The sequence below is a fragment of the uncultured Aquimarina sp. genome, assembly GCF_947496855.1.
Lineage (GTDB): Bacteria > Bacteroidota > Bacteroidia > Flavobacteriales > Flavobacteriaceae > Aquimarina.
Map to the genome: position 1 here is coordinate 346,523 of NZ_CANMED010000008.1, position 19,204 is coordinate 365,726.

General features: G+C 32.5%; 17 protein-coding genes. 8 read left to right on the forward strand and 9 right to left on the reverse strand.

Annotated elements, in window-relative coordinates; genetic code table 11:
- Positions 1 to 47: 47 nt before the first annotated feature.
- The gene (locus Q0921_RS23105) at positions 48 to 683 is read right to left on the reverse strand and encodes an LON peptidase substrate-binding domain-containing protein (RefSeq protein WP_299261220.1); all 636 of its coding nucleotides are present in this window, start codon (positions 681 to 683) and stop codon (positions 48 to 50) included.
- 178 nt (positions 684 to 861) lie between these two features.
- On the opposite strand from Q0921_RS23105, the gene lysA reads away from it, so the two are divergent.
- On the forward strand, positions 862 to 2,094 hold the full coding sequence (gene lysA, locus Q0921_RS23110) for a diaminopimelate decarboxylase (protein ID WP_299261222.1): 1,233 nt from the start codon (positions 862 to 864) through the stop codon (positions 2,092 to 2,094).
- Positions 2,095 to 2,176: 82 nt separating this feature from the next.
- Here the strand turns inward: lysA and Q0921_RS23115 are convergent, their stop codons facing one another.
- From Q0921_RS23115 to guaA, 5 genes are all read right to left on the reverse strand, one after another.
- Positions 2,177 to 3,748 (reverse strand): amidohydrolase family protein, encoded by a 1,572-nt coding sequence (locus Q0921_RS23115; protein WP_299261224.1) that lies wholly within the window; start codon positions 3,746 to 3,748, stop codon positions 2,177 to 2,179.
- Positions 3,749 to 3,928: 180 nt separating this feature from the next.
- The gene (locus tag Q0921_RS23120; RefSeq protein ID WP_299261226.1) at positions 3,929 to 4,153 is read right to left on the reverse strand and encodes a DUF3820 family protein; all 225 of its coding nucleotides are present in this window, start codon (positions 4,151 to 4,153) and stop codon (positions 3,929 to 3,931) included.
- Between the two features lie 24 nt (positions 4,154 to 4,177).
- Entirely contained in the window at positions 4,178 to 4,711 is a 534-nt protein-coding gene (locus Q0921_RS23125) for a DUF922 domain-containing protein (protein ID WP_299261228.1), read from the reverse strand.
- Positions 4,712 to 5,072: 361 nt separating this feature from the next.
- On the reverse strand, positions 5,073 to 7,241 hold the full coding sequence (locus Q0921_RS23130) for a LysM peptidoglycan-binding domain-containing protein (protein WP_299261230.1): 2,169 nt from the start codon (positions 7,239 to 7,241) through the stop codon (positions 5,073 to 5,075).
- A gap of 59 nt (positions 7,242 to 7,300) precedes the next feature.
- Positions 7,301 to 8,833: a glutamine-hydrolyzing GMP synthase gene (guaA, locus tag Q0921_RS23135; protein ID WP_299261232.1), complete on the reverse strand. Its 1,533-nt coding sequence runs from the start codon at positions 8,831 to 8,833 to the stop codon at positions 7,301 to 7,303.
- 134 nt (positions 8,834 to 8,967) lie between these two features.
- On the opposite strand from guaA, the gene Q0921_RS23140 reads away from it, so the two are divergent.
- Positions 8,968 to 9,744, forward strand: a complete 777-nt coding sequence (locus Q0921_RS23140) for an alpha/beta fold hydrolase (RefSeq protein WP_299261234.1) — start codon at positions 8,968 to 8,970, stop codon at positions 9,742 to 9,744.
- Positions 9,745 to 9,831: 87 nt separating this feature from the next.
- Positions 9,832 to 10,377 (forward strand): pyridoxamine 5'-phosphate oxidase family protein, encoded by a 546-nt coding sequence (locus Q0921_RS23145; protein ID WP_299261236.1) that lies wholly within the window; start codon positions 9,832 to 9,834, stop codon positions 10,375 to 10,377.
- On the opposite strand, the gene Q0921_RS23150 is transcribed toward Q0921_RS23145, so the two are convergent.
- Positions 10,374 to 11,384 carry a ThuA domain-containing protein gene (locus tag Q0921_RS23150; protein ID WP_299261238.1) on the reverse strand — a complete coding sequence of 337 codons (1,011 nt, stop codon included), beginning with the start codon at positions 11,382 to 11,384 and terminating at the stop codon, positions 10,374 to 10,376. The genes Q0921_RS23145 and Q0921_RS23150 overlap by 4 nt on opposite strands.
- Positions 11,385 to 11,515: 131 nt before the next feature.
- Between Q0921_RS23150 and Q0921_RS23155 the strand changes: the two genes are divergently transcribed.
- Positions 11,516 to 11,959, forward strand: a complete 444-nt coding sequence (locus Q0921_RS23155) for a GNAT family N-acetyltransferase (protein WP_299261240.1) — start codon at positions 11,516 to 11,518, stop codon at positions 11,957 to 11,959.
- A 2-nt stretch (positions 11,960 to 11,961) separates the two neighbouring features.
- Here Q0921_RS23155 and Q0921_RS23160 read toward each other — a convergent pair whose 3' ends face one another.
- Complete coding sequence (locus Q0921_RS23160; RefSeq protein ID WP_299261405.1) at positions 11,962 to 12,297, reverse strand: helix-turn-helix domain-containing protein; 336 nt, start codon at positions 12,295 to 12,297, stop codon at positions 11,962 to 11,964.
- Positions 12,298 to 12,410: 113 nt separating this feature from the next.
- On the opposite strand from Q0921_RS23160, the gene Q0921_RS23165 reads away from it, so the two are divergent.
- The 3 genes from Q0921_RS23165 to Q0921_RS23175 are packed head-to-tail and all read left to right on the forward strand — an operon-like array spanning position 12,411 to position 14,221.
- Positions 12,411 to 13,010, forward strand: a complete 600-nt coding sequence (locus Q0921_RS23165) for an NAD(P)H-dependent oxidoreductase (protein ID WP_299261242.1) — start codon at positions 12,411 to 12,413, stop codon at positions 13,008 to 13,010.
- 10 nt (positions 13,011 to 13,020) lie between these two features.
- Entirely contained in the window at positions 13,021 to 13,317 is a 297-nt protein-coding gene (locus tag Q0921_RS23170) for a putative quinol monooxygenase (RefSeq protein WP_299261244.1), read from the forward strand.
- 40 nt (positions 13,318 to 13,357) lie between these two features.
- Entirely contained in the window at positions 13,358 to 14,221 is an 864-nt protein-coding gene (locus Q0921_RS23175) for a DUF4437 domain-containing protein (protein WP_299261246.1), read from the forward strand.
- 695 nt (positions 14,222 to 14,916) lie between these two features.
- On the opposite strand, the gene bshC is transcribed toward Q0921_RS23175, so the two are convergent.
- Positions 14,917 to 16,512 (reverse strand): bacillithiol biosynthesis cysteine-adding enzyme BshC, encoded by a 1,596-nt coding sequence (gene bshC / locus Q0921_RS23180; protein WP_299261248.1) that lies wholly within the window; start codon positions 16,510 to 16,512, stop codon positions 14,917 to 14,919.
- Between the two features lie 211 nt (positions 16,513 to 16,723).
- On the opposite strand from bshC, the gene Q0921_RS23185 reads away from it, so the two are divergent.
- Positions 16,724 to 19,204 (forward strand): M14 family metallopeptidase, encoded by a 2,481-nt coding sequence (locus Q0921_RS23185; RefSeq protein WP_299261250.1) that lies wholly within the window; start codon positions 16,724 to 16,726, stop codon positions 19,202 to 19,204.

A 19,204-nucleotide genomic window follows, 5' to 3' on the forward strand; every position in this document is an offset into this window, starting at 1 on the left:
TCTAAAAAGTAGCCTTGTAATTTATCTAAAATTGAAGGATAACTTAATTATAATTCAAAATCCTCAAAATCCAGTGGATCAAAATTCTTGAAGTGGCCATTCATCTTAATTACTTCCTTAGCACGATTCATTTCTCTAACTACAGGAATCGTAATTTTAAGATGACCGATCAAGTAGTTCAGTCGTTCTAGTTCACTTCGTAACTTTAGTAAATGATATTCCTGATGTAATGCTAACCCAACCTTATGTGCTACTTGATAACTCACAAATGGAATATTAAAAACAGGAGGTTTTTCAATGGTTAATTCTATATATAAAATAGCAATATTTTTCAGTAATTCTTCTTGGAGTTCTTCTACTCCATTCTCCCTATCTTCTAAATATTCAACCTCACCCCCCGCATATAATTTACCTGGTAATTGTTTATGAAAACTCTTAATCTTAAAAATTCTCGTACCTATACAAATTACGTCACTAGCTCCATTAGGATGTCTTTTTTCTACTTTTTGCAAGGTAACTTCAGTGCCATATTCTAATTTTTTATCGATATAGGCTGGTACTCCAAATGAGATACCTTCCGTTTCGCAATCAGAAATTAACTGCTGATATCTCTTTTCGAAAATATGCAGCGGTAGTCGCTCGCCTGGATACACTACTAATTGTAAAGGAAAGAGTGCTAACATTTTTTATTTTAAAAATACTAAATAAACGCCTACCCTATGTATAATATCTGTTCAAAAATTAAAAATTCGTTATTTAAAGCCACTTTTTTTCAAGTTTAGATAATTTTATACTAATTACGCGGCGCTTAGAGGTAATCTATAGTAAAAATAGTAATTTCGTAAGCTTAATTTTATCAAAATGGAAAACGCAAATTTATTAGCAATCGCAAAAGAGTTTGGGAGTCCTATATATGTCTATGACTCCGAAAAAATTGTTTCACAGTACGAACGCCTAACCGGTGCTTTTAAACAGGTGAAACATGTAAAACTTAACTATGCTGTCAAGGCATTGTCTAATCTTGCGATATTAAAACTAATGAATTCATTAGGTGCCGGATTAGACACCGTATCCATCCAGGAAGTTAAACTAGGATTATTGGCGGGTGTCGAACCAACTAATATCATTTTTACTCCAAACGGAGTTTCCTTAGCAGAAATTGAAAAGGTTTCTGAAATGGGTGTACAAATAAATATAGACAACTTATCAATTCTTGAACAGTTTGGGACAAAACATCCTGATGTACCTGTTTGTATTAGAATTAATCCACATGTTATGGCTGGAGGAAATAGCAAAATTTCTGTAGGTCATATTGATAGTAAGTTTGGTATTTCTATTCATCAGATTCCACATATTCTTAGGATTGTGAAAAACACTGGAATGAATATTAATGGTATACATATGCATACAGGTAGTGATATTTTAGATATTGATGTGTTTCTATATGCAAGTGAAATATTATTTGAAACTGCTAAAAACTTTAAAAATCTCGATTTTATAGATTTCGGAAGTGGCTTTAAAGTTCCTTACAAAGAAGGAGATATTGAAACCAATATTGAAGAGTTTGGTCAAAAACTCACAAAACGTTTTAATGATTTTTGTAAAGAGTACGGAAAAGAATTAACCCTTGGTTTCGAACCGGGTAAATTTTTAGTTAGCGAAGCAGGATATTTTCTAGCAGAAGTAAATGTTGTGAAACAAACAACTTCTACCGTTTTTGCAGGAATTGATAGTGGTTTCAATCATTTGATAAGACCTATGTTTTATGATTCTTATCATGAAATCGTAAACATATCAAACCCTAAGGGTAGAGAACGGTTTTATTCTATCGTAGGATACATATGTGAGACTGATACTTTTGCTACCAATAGAAGAATTTTAGAAATTACTGAAGGTGATATTTTAGCTTTTAAAAATGCCGGTGCTTATTGTTTTTCTATGGCTAGCAATTATAATTCGCGTTTCCGTCCAGCAGAAGTGCTTTGGCATAATGACCAAGCTCATTTAATCCGTAAACGTGAAACTTTTGAAGACTTAACCAAGAATCAGGTAAACACAGAAATCTTTTCTAAAGTTACAGAACCAGCTTCATAAACAATATATTTTTTTATATAAAAAATGCATGCAGATTATTTCTGGATGCATTTTTATATTCATTCAATCGTTTTCAATAATGCTACTCCTTAATACCTGGTTGAACTATTGAAAATTTTTCATTTTTTTTAGCCTCATCTACCATTCTTTTCGCATCCGCAAGTAATTCTTTTGCATTATACACGATGCCATCTTTAATTGTGTATTGAACACCTCCTGCTCTAATCACTTTATTGTCCTTTGTTAATCGAATTGCTCCGGTTCCATAAAGTACCTTTAGGTTTTTAAGAGGATTTTCATTTACCAATACGAAATCGGCAAATTTACCGACCTCAACAGATCCAATTTTATCGGAAACTCCTAAAGCCTCAGCTCCATTTAATGTTGCAGCTCTAATTACTTCCATAGGATGAAAACCTGCTTCTCTTAAAAGTTCCAATTCTCTGATATAAGCAAAGCCATACAACTGAAATATAAACCCGGAATCAGAACCCGTAGTAACTCTTCCTCCTCGATTCTTATATTCATTTATAAAAGTCATCCATAAACGATAATTCTCTTTCCAAGCTACTTCTTGTTCGGTTCCCCAATCGTGCCAATAAGAGCCATGTGAGATCTTACTAGGCTGATAGAATTTCCACAAAGAAGGTAGTGTATAGGTCTCATGCCACTCTGCTCTTCTAGCTCTTTGTAGATCTCTACTAGCTTCATAAATATTAAAAGTAGGATCCAATGTGAAATCTAGCTCTAAAAGTTCATTCATCACTTTATTCCAATGATCTGAATATGGTTTTGCTGCTTGTTTCCATAGTTTTCCGGCTTCTTCAAACCTATCTTGCTCGTTCTGATAATTATAATCTAAAGGATAATGTTGAATAGTTTTATCTTCAAATAGCGCTTCGGGTAATCCATACCAATGTTCCATTGTTGTTAATCCTGCTCTGGCTGAATTAAGGACATTCCACCGAGCTACATCAGTTTGGGCGTGATGACAAGCAGAACCTAATCCTAATTTTTTGTTCTCATCTAGTGCAGCTTTCATAATTTCTGGAGCAGCTCCAAAAAGCTTTATTCCATCCGCTCCTTTTTTAGCATTTTCTCGAACCCAATTCCTAGCCATTTCCGAGGTACTTATAGGCTCTTTACTTCCTTGTCCAAAACCTGTATATGCATAAATACGTGGTGCTATAATTTCATTTCTTTCACTTGATTTTTTGAGTTTCAATGTCCAATCAATTCCTCTTCCGCTTGGCTCTCTAACTGTTGTGATTCCATGAGCCATCCATAATTTAAAAACATAGTCTGAATCAGCTCCTTGGGCAACTCCTCCGATATGACCGTGCATATCTATAAAGCCCGGTAAAAGATACATTCCCTGAACATCTAACTCTTTACCTCCTGGCTTCAATTTTGGTCGTTTGGTATCATCTATATCAACTCCAGGATAACCAACCACTACAATATCTTTAATAATATTTTTTTCTACAACAATATCAACCGGACCTCTAGGAGGTGATCCATTACCATTAATCAAGGTGACTCCCCGAATAATAAGTTGAGAGAATGGCCCTTCTTTAAATTTTTGTGAGTGGATTTCTGTATTACAAACAATAGAAAGAATGAAAAACCCGATGATCAATTTATATATATTCATTTAGATGATTTATATGATATTAGGTAAACGACAATCAATATTTTGAAATAAAGTTACCTAATTCTTGACAAAATCACAGAACTTATGACCAAAGTTTATCTACGACTAAATAACCAAAGAATATTTAAACAAGAAAGTGTCCGACAATAAAGAAGTATAAATAGAAAGAATAGATCTTAATCAAAGTTTTCTAATATTTCTTATCAAATACTCAAGGCCATTCAACTTTAGTTCATAAACGGTCTGCATTTGTTGACCAAGGGTTCCTTTTGGAAATCCTTTGTTATGATACCAAACAATATAATGTTCTGGTAAGTCAATAAGATATCTGTCCTTATATTTACCAAAAGGCATTTTGGCATTGGCAAGTTTGACTAAAAAATCCTTTTGGGATTGTTGATCCATAAATTCGTAGAGGATGAAGTGAGTCTATTTGGTATATGCTTTATAGTATCGCATTAAACTTTTAACCTTCTTTTCCCATTTTCCTTGACTAGTTTTATTTTTAGAATGATCAGTTTCTAAATCATACTGTTCCTGCATATTAATTCTCATTCGCTCCACCCTTTTATACATCTTATTAAGGTCCTTACGAACATTTTTACCAGGTTTATACTCTTTTAATTTCTTACGCATGATTCTTGCGTGCAATTCGGAAATATCAAAATGGAGTTGTTCATGTAGGAGCAAGTATTTAGTAGACTGACCTTTTTTAACCCATGATAATGACGGGTAACAAAAGCTGTCCACTTCGTACTTCAATTCAGTTTTCCCATAATCCTTACTTATAGACCATTGATAAGTTATACCCGTGTTGACGCTAGCATCAAAATGACTGTCTGTTTTAGGTTCTCCTCTAAAATCTGACCAATCTAACTTACTCTTTTCTGCATAAGAAAAACGCTCTACATATCCGTGATTAGCAAAAACTAAAACTAAGAGAATAGTAAAAATTTTACCCATAATTGCAATAATTATGCCCGGCTAAAAGTTGTTGTTTTCTATTTTAGCATCCAAATATATAATACGGGGCAAGTATTAATAATCTTTACTAAAATAGATTTTATTTATATTCAGATATAAAAATTTATATCTGTCCCAATCTATACAATTTTTCCAAAATTCAGTAATTACTTTAGTTTATCCAAATCGTTTTTAAATTCTATATCAATTTCCATGCCATGAGTTTAAAATCAACTGAAAATATAAACCAAAATATACCATTGTTTTATTTTTACATTAAAAAACAAAACAATTCAGCATCTAAAAATAAAAAAAATGATTTTAAAATCCGCTGTAAAATCAATTATTGATGAAATAAATTTTATTCTATCACAGTGAGCTTCAATTCATCATCAAATTTAATAATATAGGAAGCCTTGTTATAGTAGCCTCCCAAGAGCTTTTTAGCGTAATTAAATTTATTTTCCACATATTCTGTTGTTCCCTCAAAAGTTGCTGCGTGATACAAATCATCTGCTGAACCTAATCTCATCAAGATATCATATGTAATATCAAAACCTCTTACTGCATACTTGCTCGGGATAGTTCCATATTCCTTTTTATATCTTGCTACAAAAGGGGTCATATTATTTTCATCATAATTATCAAATTCCTTATCTATTGAAGGATAATGTAAATGTAGATTAGATAAATATTCATTTTTTATATTGTCGTCATCAAATGCTTCGTCCTTATCTGTCGTAAATAATGTAATATTATGACTCTCTGCTTTAGCATTTAGCAAAGGTGTTACATTACTAATCATTGCTACATCATCAGACTCTAAAAAAACCCAATTTGGCTTCTTTTTGTCTAAAACTTTATTCAGATGTAGTTCATATAGATAATTACCCTCTTCTATTCTTGCTATTTTAGCATCTGGAAATTTGGCAATCAACTTATTTTTTATATCCTCATGTTTCTTTTTTCCTTGTTGCACGACAATAATAATATTCTTATCAGTAGAATCCTTTTCTACATAATTAATCAATTTATCCTGAAGCATTATGTCTGTGGGTATAGTCTGAAAGAAATTACTATAGAGTTTAGATTCTTTATTAGACAAAGGAGAAAGGACCGGCGTTTCATATTTTTTTAATTCTGCAGTTACAGCTTCTACATTTGTTTGATATAAAGGTCCTATAACAACATCCATCTCATCAAAATTATTTTGATCAATTAGTTGTTTTATATACCGTGCATTATTATTTCTTTGGGTGTCAAAAACGGTAAGATCAACACTAAGTCCTTTTGTCTTTGCTGAATCAACAGCCATCTGAACTCCTTTATAAAAATCAAGAGCAACTCTAACTCCTCTGGCTTTTCTGCTTTTTAAAAATTCTTCTGTTTCTTGCCTGGCATTAAGATCTAATGTATCCAAACCAAATGGTAACATTATTGCTAATTTCTTTATCTTAAAATTATACAACATATTGTCAAGTGGTACCACTTTTCTTTCTGGAAAATCAATAGCTAATGAATCAACTTCATTTCTTTTAGGGATTGTTATAACCATACCTGCTTTAAGACCATCTCTTAAATATGGATTCATATTAAACAACGAATCTGATGAAATTTCAGTTCGTTTAAGAATACTGTATATAGTTTCTTTCGGTTGAACTTCATACAATTCGAATTCAGGCTCTATAATTTCTTGTAATGGAACGAAAATGGTAGTTGGTACGATAAGTTCCATACCAATAGGGAAACTTGGGTCCAATTCAGGATTCAATTGATTTAATTCGCCAACAGTAATACCGTGCCTTCTAGAGATACTGTATCTTGTGTCTTTTGGTTTTACAATATATTTGGTGGTGGTAGAAACTCTACTATTTAAACTATCTTTAGGAGTTTCTGTTTCCACAACAGCTTCTTCTGCATATATTGGAACTCGAAGCTTATCACGTTTTCGAATTTGTTCAGAGTATAATCTTTTATTATGCTTTTTGATGTCATCAACAGTAACATTATACTTTTTCGCTATACTATACAAGGTTTCTTTTCTTTTTACCTTATGTGTTTTAAATCGAATAATTTGTCGTATTTCTTCTAATGGCTTGATACTATCCAAGATTGGATCACTCACATTTTCTGTAGCAATATTTTTATCAGTATCATCGCTTTTTACCAATTTAGCTACTCGTAAGATTTGTCCAAGATTAATACCGTTAACTGCATCTGGATTTAAGGCATAGATTGCTTCTGGAGTTGTATTATATTTTTTTGACAAATTATAAACAGTGTCTCCATCCCCAATTACATGAATTTCATATTCCTGATCATCGATTACTGGAATTGCTAAAATTTGTCCTTCTTTAATTCCTTCTTTTGCTGTTGGATTTATTTTATAAATTGCCTCCGGAGTTGTATTATATCGTTTTGCGATTCTATATACATTTTCTCCTTGAGCTACTTTATGACTTTTATACTGCTGAGCAAAACCAATATTGGTCAGAAGAAGTACAAAAAAGAACAACAATACTTTTTTCATTCGATTTAATTTTAATGGATTTGATTCTTAAAGAACCAAAGCGTTAATACCTTTTTTAATTACTCCCATTCTATTGTCGCAGGAGGCTTAGAACTGATATCGTACACTACTCTATTAACGCCTTTTACCTTATTTATTATTTCATTAGAAGTTTTTTGTAAAAACTCATATGGAAGATTTACCCAATCAGCAGTCATTCCGTCTGTACTTTCTACAGCTCTTAATGCCACACATTTTTCATAGGTTCTTTCGTCTCCCATTACCCCAACACTTTGCACAGGTAACAATATAGCTCCTGCCTGCCAAACTTTATCATAGAGACCATTATCTTTTAGTCCATTAATAAATATGGCATCAACTTCTTGCAAAATACTAACTTTTTCTGGAGTAATATCTCCTAATATACGAATTGCTAGTCCAGGTCCAGGAAATGGGTGTCTTCCTAACAAATCAGGATCAAGTCCCATAGACTTTCCTACTCGTCTTACTTCGTCTTTAAATAACATTTTTAAAGGTTCCACTACTTTTAATTTCATGAAATCAGGTAATCCTCCTACATTATGATGCGATTTAATGGTAGCTGATGGACCTCCACTTACAGAAACAGATTCTATAACATCTGGATAAATAGTACCTTGTGCCAACCATTTAGCATCTTCAATTTGATGAGCTTCATCATCAAAAACTTCAATAAATACCCGTCCTATTATTTTTCGTTTTCCTTCAGGGTCACTTTCTCCAGCTAAGGCATCCAAAAAACGTGCCGAAGCATCTACACCTTTTACGTTAAGTCCCATTCCTTCATACTGATCTAATACAGAAGAGAACTCATTTTTACGAAGTAATCCGTTATTCACAAAAATACAATGAAGATTACTACCAATTGCCTTATGAAGTAATACTGCAGCCACAGTAGAATCAACTCCTCCACTCAATCCTAAAACTACCTTATCATTTCCTAACTGTTCTTTTAAGGTTTTTACTGTTTCTTCAACAAAAGAATCTGGAGTCCAATCCTGAGCAATACCCGCAATGTTCACTAAAAAATTCTCTAAAAGTTGTGTCCCGTCTTTAGAATGATATACTTCAGGATGAAATTGAATCGCATAAGTTTCTTCTCCTTCAATTTTAAAAGCTGCATTTTCTACATCTTGAGTACTTGCCAGAAGTGTTGCCTTAGTTGGTAATTCTTTAATTGTATCACTATGACTCATCCAAACCTGAGACCCATCGGAAATATTTTGGAACAACTCATTTTTGCTTATATATGACAAGTTTGCTCGACCATATTCTCTTGTATTCGATTCTTCTACACGCCCACCACCAAAATGTGCTAAATATTGGGCTCCGTAACAAATACCTAATAACGGTTTTTTACCCTGTATCTCTGAAAGATCGGGATGCGCAACATTATTACCTCTCACCGAAAGTGGACTACCCGATAAAATTACAGCATTATAATCGCTGATATTTTTTGGAGGTTTATTATACGGATGTATTTCTGAATAAATATTGAGTTCTCTTACTCGGCGTCCTATAAGTTGTGTTACTTGTGACCCGAAGTCTAAAATAAGTACCTTGTTATTTTGCATAGGCAAAAATAAAATTAAATTGCAACCCCTGAAATCCTAACTGACATAATTTTTCACTTAGGTGATTATTTTATAAACACCTTGTTAAATGTCCCAAAAAACAACGACATACTTAGTATATTTATACAAAAACTATGAAATATTTATTTTTACCCCTCCTCTGTTTTGGTTTTCTCATTACCATTGCTTCCTGTAAAAGCGGATTGGACAATAGAGGTTCCAAAGATTATATAAGTAGTATAAATGCAGAATCTTTTAAAGAAATTCCACTAACTCCTGGCAACATAATTAGCACTATCAAAGTCAATGATAAAGAATCTGAATGGAAATATGATCTTACTATTCCCGAAATTAAAGAAGGTGAGAAGGTGCCGCTGTTTATTTTACTACACGGAGGTATAGGTAGCAAGAATTACATTAAGTTCAGTAATTGCCTTGTCTCTCCTGCATTACAGGACGCCGGAGGTTTTATTTTTAGTCCTTCTGGAGCCTGGAGAACTTGGACATTAGACTATCTAGAAAAAAGAATTTTAGATTTTATTGATCTAGCTAAAAAACACTGGCCCATTGATCCTAATAAAATTATATTAGTAGGATATAGTAACGGTGCTATGGCAGGATGGCAATATGCCAAAGATTACTCAACTATTTTTTCTGCTATGATACTTATGGGGTCTGATTGTAAAGTGAAAGAAAAGGTAAACATCCCCATTTATGTTATCCAAGGAACAAAGGATCAATTTTTTTCTATAAAAAAGGCAAGAAAACGTATTGCAGAAGCCAAAGCCTTAGGATGTAATATCACTTTTGTAGAGGCTGAAGGAAAAACACATATAAAAGCTTGTGAATACCAAGAAGTATTAAAAACTACCATTCCTTGGATGGAAAAAGAGGTATGGAAAGCTAGGTAAACATTGCCTAATATTAGTATCTGCTTTTTTTGAGGTTGGCCTATAAATTAATTAACTTTATAATATTCTTAATAAACCCAGCAACCCATGACCGATATTATATTTTCCTCTATTACCGTAGATCTAAAAACAGCTATCGAAACTAAGACACATCCATTTCGGTATTTCACACTAGCCACTTCCGATTTCAATAGTATCCCAAGATTAAGAACTGTGGTTCTAAGAGACGTGGATGATAATTTAAATATGACAATATACACTGATGAAAGATCTAAAAAAATTGCAAATATCCAAGCAAACAATCGAGTAAGTCTTTTGTTTTATGATCAAGAACGGTTATTACAAGTCACTATAAAAGCAAAAGCAGAAATTATCACAGACGATAAAACTACACAACAAATATGGCAAAAAATTCCGGAACAATATAGAAAAGACTATTCTACTGAATTATCTCCAGGTATAGAAATCAAAAACCCGGATAACATTGATTACCTAGCGGGAAAACATTTTTTTTCTGCGATTAGGATTATTCCTATGAGAATAGAATATTTACGTTTAAATAGGCCAAATCATATTCGGGTTGTATTTAAAAAAGAAAACAATAATTGGAAAGGAGCTTATATAGTCCCTTAATTCTTTTTTACCAATTTGAAATTACTTTGTTGTTTCCCTGATGTTATACTCCCTATGTATAACCCATTCGATAAGTTTTCAATATTAATATCAGTAGAAACCACTGAGGAAGGAATTTCATTCTTATATACTAATTGCCCATTAATATCATAAATCCTTAATGATTTTGTTTTTACAACATCAGAAGTAGTAAATCTAAAGACATCACTTACGGGGTTTGGAGCAATATGAAAAGGTATTTCTTGATCCGGTCTGCCCATACTTAATGTATTACCGATCACATATTTTATTCCTTCTTCTACATGCTTTATAAAATCAATATCATTTGTATAATCACTAGAATTGTGACCTAAAGCTGTATAAAAAGAGCGTCCACCTCCATATTCTTTATACCACGATATCGGTCTTTCCTCATCATAATCATTAGAACCTGTAGATTCTACTACAAGAAGATCTATATTACCATTAAATAACTGTCCACCATTATTTTTCCAATAATAATACTCCTCGGATTTATTCCAAGTAGTTCCTAAAAAATCTACGGCTGGATGCGAATTAACAACAGTCATATCCGCATTAAAATTATTACTTGTATGATTGGGGCCTGATTGTACAATACCACCCACGAGTTCATTATAAAATGACCAACTTCGATCTCTATAGGTATCTGTAGCTGCATGGATACCTAAAAAACCGCCGCCATCAGCAATAAAATCTTCAAAAGCTTGTCGTTGCGAAGCATTCAATAAATTATTACCACTGGTATTACACCATATTACAGCACTATACTGCGCTAAATTATTTGCATTAAAATCATTTGCATTATTTGTCTCATCCGTTGTCCAAAGTCCGTTTGCATTACCAAGATTGGTAATCATGGTAACTCCAGCTCCTATTGAAGGGTGTGTAAATCCATTTGTTTTAGTAAACACCAATACTTTATTCTGAGCAGAAAGAAAAAAAAACGAAAAAAGAAATAAGGTTGTTAAGAGGGTTTTTGAATACATGACGTTATGAGTTTAATTTCATAACGTTTATGTCTATTTTAAATTATATTTGTTATAAAAATATACCTGTATTAATTAACAAACACTTCTCTTTTAAAGATATTGTTTATCAGACCGTTATACTTTTCAAAATGAAAACAATCACTGATTTTACTATTGAACCTTGCAATAAGAAAAGTGTAAAAACAATAGTTGATGGAATTAACACATACAATTTAAGCAGAGTTCCTGCTATTTCTGATGTCTGGACACCTCTAGAATTTGTAGTCAAAAATAAAAGCGAAGATGAAATCGGAGGTGTTTTAGGAGGTATTGGTTATTGGAATGGATTAGAAATCAAAATTTTATGGGTAAAAGAAACACTTAGAAAAAAAGGTATTGGAACCCTTTTACTCAGACACATTGAGAAGATTGCTAAAGATAAAGGAGTGGAAGTCGCAATGCTAGACACTTTTGATTTCCAAGCAGAAGCTTTTTATTTAAAAAATGGTTACACACCGATTGGAGAAATAAATAATTTTCCTAAAGGACACAAGAGAATTTATTTTTCAAAAGAATTAACTAACGGAATATAACCCTAATCAGAGTAATTTTCCATCACCAAATCTCCCCAATTAGCAATAGATTGAATTAACGGTGTTAAAGTTTTACCAAAATCTGTTAAGGAGTATTCTACCTTTAATGGAGGCTTAGAAGTATACACTTTTCTATCAATCAATCCGTCTTCTTCTAACGCTTTTAACTGCAAACTTAGTGTCCTCTCTGTAACCGTTGGCATTTCTTTTCTTAGCTCGCTATACCTCAGTGTCCCACTCATTAAATGAAATAAAATAACTGTTTTCCACTTACCTCCTATGAGTCCCATAGTTAAACTTGCGCAACAGGGATATTCCTTTCCTTTAAATTTTAACATTCTGTGCTCAGATACATTCATTTTTTATACTATCCTTTTTGACCGTTATTGCAAAGATATAGAACTATAGTTAATTTTGCTACTATAATTTTTATAGTAATAAATAAGAACTTATGAGCTTTCTAAATTCAATGCAAAACCGGTATACAACAAAAAAATATAATCCTTCAAAAAAAATTGAAGAACAAAAATTACAAGAGTTAAAAGAGATTTTACACTTAAGCCCATCATCCATAAATAGTCAACCTTGGAAATTTACCCTTGTATCTAATCAAGAAACTAAAGAAAAACTTTCGAAAGTATCTTGGTTGAATACCAATAAAGTGATAGAATGCGACACTGTTGTGGTTTTTAGCAGAATCGATAACATTTCACTTTTCGAAAAACAAATAGAAGAAGAATTACCTGCTGGAGCAGTCGGTTATTTTAAAGAATTTATCAAGCCACAATCAGAGGAGCAAATAAAATCTTGGTTTGGACATCAATTATATCTTTCCCTAGGTGTATTCTTAAGTGCGTGTGCAGAAATGGGAATCGATGCAACCCCAATGGAAGGAATTAAACCTTACAATTACAATAAAATATTAGAATTAGAAAACCACCATACGCTAGTGGCAGTTGCTATTGGTTATAGAGATCCTGAAGATAATAACCAACCAAGCAAAAGACCAAAGTCCAGAAGAAAAATTAACAAAGTAATAAATACTATTTAAAGCCTAAAAAATGACAAAGCAAAAACTCACCATTGTTGCAAAAATTCTTGCAAAAGAAGAAAAAAGAGATTTAGTGAAATCTGAATTACTAAAACTGATTGATCTTACTAGAGCCGAAAAAGGATGTATTAATTATGATTTGCATCAGGATAATGAAAATGCAAACCTATTTTTGTTTTATGAAAATTGGGAAAGTAAGGAGTTATGGCAAGAACACATGAATAATTCTCATTTGGCAGCATATATGAAAGCAACTGATGGTGCTGTAGAAGAATTCGTATTAAACGAAATGTACCAAATTGCATAACATAACTTAAAAGTTTTTAATTGTTACAAACAATCAAATAATGAAAAAGATTACCAAAATTTTCACTTTCTTAGCTATAGCAGTACTAATATCTTGTAGCAATTCTGAAAACAAAACAGCGAAAAAAGTTTCTGAAAACATTAAAAACCCAACCAATAAAGTTGTGCTAAGCTCTGAAATTGAATGGGAAAAACTAAATCCAGCTCGAGGTGATCAAAGCCCCCAAGCGGGTACAATATGGGGAGATCGAAAAGGAACTGTAGCGACAGGATTTCTTGCGAAATTTGTAGATGGTTTTTCTTCTCCACCTCATATACATAATGTAACTTATCGTGCAATTGTTATTAACGGTCTGATACACAACGATGACTCCAGTGTAGAAAATATGTGGATGCCTTCTGGTTCTTTTTGGACACAACCAGCTGGAGCACCTCATATAACTGCTGCCAAAGGACAGAAAAATATTGCATATGTAGAAATTGACAAAGGGCCTTATTTGGTGAAACCAACAGATCAAGCATTTGATAATGAAGAAAAACCTATTAATGTTGATGCTTCTAATATTATCTGGTTAGATAGTAATAAAACAAACTGGATCGACTCTCAGAGTAAAGCAGAAATTAGTTTCTTATGGGAGCACAAGGCTAATAAAATGCTTAAAGGTTTATTTATTAAACTGCCAAAAGAATTCAGTGGAGTAATAGAAAGTGAAGGAACAATTCTAAAGTCAGTAGTTATAAAAGGAGAAATAAATTACAAAATTCCTCAAACGGAGGAAATAAAAATTCTAAACCCAGGAAGTTTCTTTAGTTCTTCTGATAAAGCAATACACTCTATTAGTAATCAAAATGATTTAGAGGCTATTTTATACTTACGAACTAACGGAAATATCTCAATCAAATAATTCAAACATTATAACTAAAAAAAGTATTTATAGCTTATATTCTGTATTAGAGGTGACGTCATCAAATGATAACTAGGTAATTGACTATGCTTCTGCATAAGGTGAAATTGAAAAATCAGGGAAGAAAATATTTAAGCAGAATAGCCACAAATGAGAAACATATAATTCCTAATGTTCCTGAACAAAGTATCCTAATAACTGAAACTGATTCAACCAAAACACTGTGAGAATTAGATAGTGCTGTTGATTTTGATTTAGTATATTGTTATCAGAAGGGTCATTTAATTTCCAAATGATTTTTTATCCACAATTAATAAAAAATATAAAACATTGCAAAACCTGTCTTTAAACAAAAGAGAGAAACAAGAATCTGTAAATTAAACTCTGTCTTTTGTTTCAATTCCTCTGGGGCTAACCCCATAGGAATTGGTGTCTAATGTTTAGGGAGATCCTCTCTCCAAATTTAATATAAAGTTCTTGGAATGAACTTGTTATTACAACCATTCGATATTTGGCTATTTCCAAAATGACATAAAAAAATATAACATTATTACCCTTATGGATATATTTACCATTCTGTGACATCGATTCGTAAAATAGTAATAATTAACCAAACAAGCCTCGAGGTATTAAACCTTAAATAGAATAAACAACTATCCCAGATATTACATCAGAGATATACATACTACTGTGCACTATTGTTTTAAAATTACAAATTCCCCTTGTAAAGGATTTAGATTCTTTATCAATTCGGAAATCAAGTTTTCACCGTATTCCAAATACATTTCGGAGAAATTGGTATTCCGTTCCTGTAAACTTTGATTAGGAAATAGTTCGTTTTGGATTGCTGTTAAACGTTGTACCTGATCGCTAAGCTTTATTCTTTGGGCTTTTAGCAATCTTTTTTCTAACACATCTAATCCTTTGAGTTGCTTTACTTCTTGGGCCTTTACTGCATTTACAAAAGTAACATCAGTTTGCTCAGCTAATGCATACATTTCTTCAAATTGCTCTTTTAGAAGCTTACGCTGAGGATCAAAATTAATATCAATATTGGATATTTGTCGCACCTTTCGATTAATCAGCTCATATTGCTTTAAAAACAATTCTGTATCAGTAATAGTTAACTTCTTAATTTTATCCGCTTGTTTTTTGGTTTGAATTAAAACAGAATTACGTAATAATAACATTGGAAATGGAATCTGAACAGCTTCAAAATAATCTTTTAACTCCAACCAATACGCTAATTCTCCTCCTCCACCTATATAGCATAGATTTGGTAAAATTACTTCTTGATACAAAGGCCTCATCATCACATTAGGGCTAAATCGCTCGGAAAACTCAAAGATTTCTTTTAATAGCTCACTCTTGCTCCAAGAAATCTCTGTATCGTTAACAAAATAACTTCCTTCCTTTTCTATAATACGTTCTCTTAACCCATCTGACAGATAAAATAAATTAATTTCTCTGGGATTAACTTGTACTTTATATCCTTTTGCTTCTAATTTTTGAGCTTTTGACAATACACTATTATAAGAAACTTGTTCTTCTAATTCTTTCTTTACATATGGAATAAACAAACGTTTTAACTCTTTATCATCTGCATCTACCACTACCAAACCATATTCTCTAAATAACTCATTCGCCAAGTATCTAGTAGCGTCAGCCAATTTATTATGCTTTAAATAGGCTTCTTTAAAAAGAGACTTTAATCGTTCTGCATTGCGTCCAGAACCAATTTCTGAAGCAAATATTTCAAAAACTTTATCCAATCCTTCCGTATCAAAAACACCTACTGCACCACCATCTTTTCGGTTCCATTGAATTTTTTTCCCTTTAAAATTAAAATAGTTGATTTCATCAAAATCGTGATCTTCTGTTGCCATCCAATATATCGGAACAAAATCATATTCTGGATGCTTCTCTTTTAATATGTTAGTGAGATTAATCGTAGAAACTATTTTATACAAAAAGTATAATGGACCTGTAAATAGATTTAACTGATGTCCGGTAGTAATGGTAAATGTAGTGTCCTTATCAAGAAGATCAAGATTCTTTTGCGTAGCTTCAGAAATATTGACATTTTTATATTGAGAAAACAAAGATGTTTTCAATACCACACGGTTTTCTGAAGGAAAAGATTGTTGCTTTTCCTGAAGTTGATCCTTAAAATTATCAAGCTTTGGAAATCGATGATAAAACTCTTTTAGTTCTGGTTTTTCGTCTAAATAGTCACAAATAAAAGATGAAAAGTAATTTGTTTCTTTAAACGGAATACAGTCACTAGGCATAGGGTCGTCTTTTTAGGTCGATAAATATACGGTAGATTGTTGTTGCATCTGTTTTTTTATATTTTTTTTAATAGTAACTCAGTTAACTTCATTTGATAACAACCTAAAACCGAAATTTATGAATATAAGTTATCTCAAATCCTAAAATTTAGTTAATACAATTTAGATCCTAAATTTAAGGCGGTATTTTACAAAAATTAAAAGTTCATCAATGAAAAAAATTCTCTTAACGCTCCTTGTTGTATCCACAACATGGGTATTCGCACAAAATAATGTTCAATCTCCAGCTTCATTTTTAGGGTATGAAATTGGCAGTCAGTTTACGCGTCACGCAGATGTAGTAAACTATTTTAATCACGTTGCTGCTAACTCTGATTTAGTTACTTATCAAACCTATGGAAAAACAAATGAGCGAAGACCATTAACCTATGCCATCATCACCAGTGCTGAGAATCAAAAAAATATTGAAAACATTCGTCTTGACCACCTTAAAAATACTGGTATCGTGGCAGGAAGTAGTAATCCACAAATTGCAGTAGTATGGCTTAGTTATAATGTTCACGGTAATGAAGCTTCTAGTACCGAAGCATCTATGAAAACTATTTACGAGCTTATTACTACAAAAAAAGAATGGCTAAACAATACGGTAGTTATTATGGATCCTTGCGTAAATCCTGATGGAAGAGATCGCTATGCCAATTGGTACAACCAAACCAAGGCCACACCTTATAATGTAGATCAAAATGCCACTGAGCATAACGAACCATGGCCGGGCGGAAGACCTAATCATTATCTTTTTGATCTTAATAGAGATTGGGCTTGGGCTACACAAGTAGAATCCTATAGCCGTCTAACAGCTTATAACAAATGGATGCCACACGTTCACGTAGATTTTCATGAGCAAGGTATTAATGAACCTTATTACTTTGCCCCAGCAGCAGAGCCATTCCACGAAATTATTACACCTTGGCAAAGAGATTTTCAAACTGAAATTGGCAAAAACCACGCAAGATATTTTGATGCAGAAGGTTGGTTATTTTTTACCAAAGAACGTTTTGACCTATTGTATCCTAGCTATGGAGATACCTACCCTACTTTTATGGGAGCAATAGGCATGACTTATGAACAAGCAGGTCATGGACGTGCAGGGTTAGGTATTCAAACTGATGAAGGATATGTTCTGACATTAAAAGACCGAGCTTTACATCATACAACAACAGGATTATCTACAGTAGAAATTTCGTCGAAAAATGCAGTAAAACTAAATACAGAATTCAAAAAATTCTTTAATAATTCATCGTTAAAATACAAAAGTTATGTACTGAATGGTCAAGTAGATAAAATCAAAGCACTAACGAAACTATTAGACAAGCACGAGATAAAATATGGATACACAAATAGTGCTAAGATATCAGGCTTCAATTTTAGAGAAAATAAACAAGGTAGCATTAATGCAAATGGAGCATTAGTTGTAAGTACAGACCAACCCAAAGGTAAAATGGTGAAAGTACTATTCGAACCCGATGCAAAATTAAGTGAACCTCTCACCTATGATATTACAGCATGGAGCATTCCACACGCATATGGATTAGAAGCAATCGCATCTACTTCTTTGATATCTGCAAATGGAAATAAAAAAAGTAATCAAATTGATAATACTGCCAATGCATCTGGAGCGGGATATATTGCAAAATGGAATAGTCTAGATGATGCAGCTTTTCTGGCTGATCTTTTAAATAATAAGATTAGAGTACGGTTTAGTGAAAAAAACTTCGAAAACAGTGGTAAAAAATTTAAAAAAGGAAGTCTGATTATTACCAAAAGTGATAATCGTAAAACAAAAGATTATGATAAAATTGTAATTGATATTGCTAACAAGCATGATCGTAAACTATACACCACAACGTCTAGTTTTGCTTCAAATGGAATTGACTTTGGATCACCCGATGTGAAACTAATTAATAATCAGCGCATAGCAGTATTAAAAGGAAACTACACTTCGTCTCTAAGTTATGGTGAAATCTGGCATTTCTTTGAGCAACAATTACAATACCCAATTACTTCTATTGATACAGACTATTTCAAAAGAGTTGATCTAGACAAATACGATGTATTGATACTTCCTAATGGGTATTATGGTGGGTATCTGGATAAGAACTCACTCGATAAACTAAAGGAATGGGTTGGAAACGGAGGAAAAGTAATTGCAATTGCTAATGCGGTAAATGTTTTTGCTAACAAAGATGGTTTTGACCTAAAAAGCAACAAACCTGACGAAGAGAAAAAAGATTCTATTGGCAACCTTATACCATATGACCAACGTGAACGTGAACGAGTTAAGGACTTTATTACCGGAAGTATTTACAAAACTAAAGTAGATACTTCACATCCTTTGGCTTTTGGATATGAGGATACTTATTTTAGTTTAAAATTAGGAAGCAGTTCCTATAAATTTTTACAGGATGGATATAATGTAGCTTATATGAAAGAACCTACAAGTGTTTCTGGTTTTTCTGGCAAAGACGCTTTTAAAGGCCTTAAGAATTCGCTAGTTTTTGGAGAAGCAAGAATAGGTAATGGAAGCGTTATTTATATGATAGATAATCCATTATTTAGATCTTTCTGGGAAAACGGAAAACTGTTTTTTGTAAATGCAATTTTCTTTACCAATAACAATAAGTTTAGACTATAG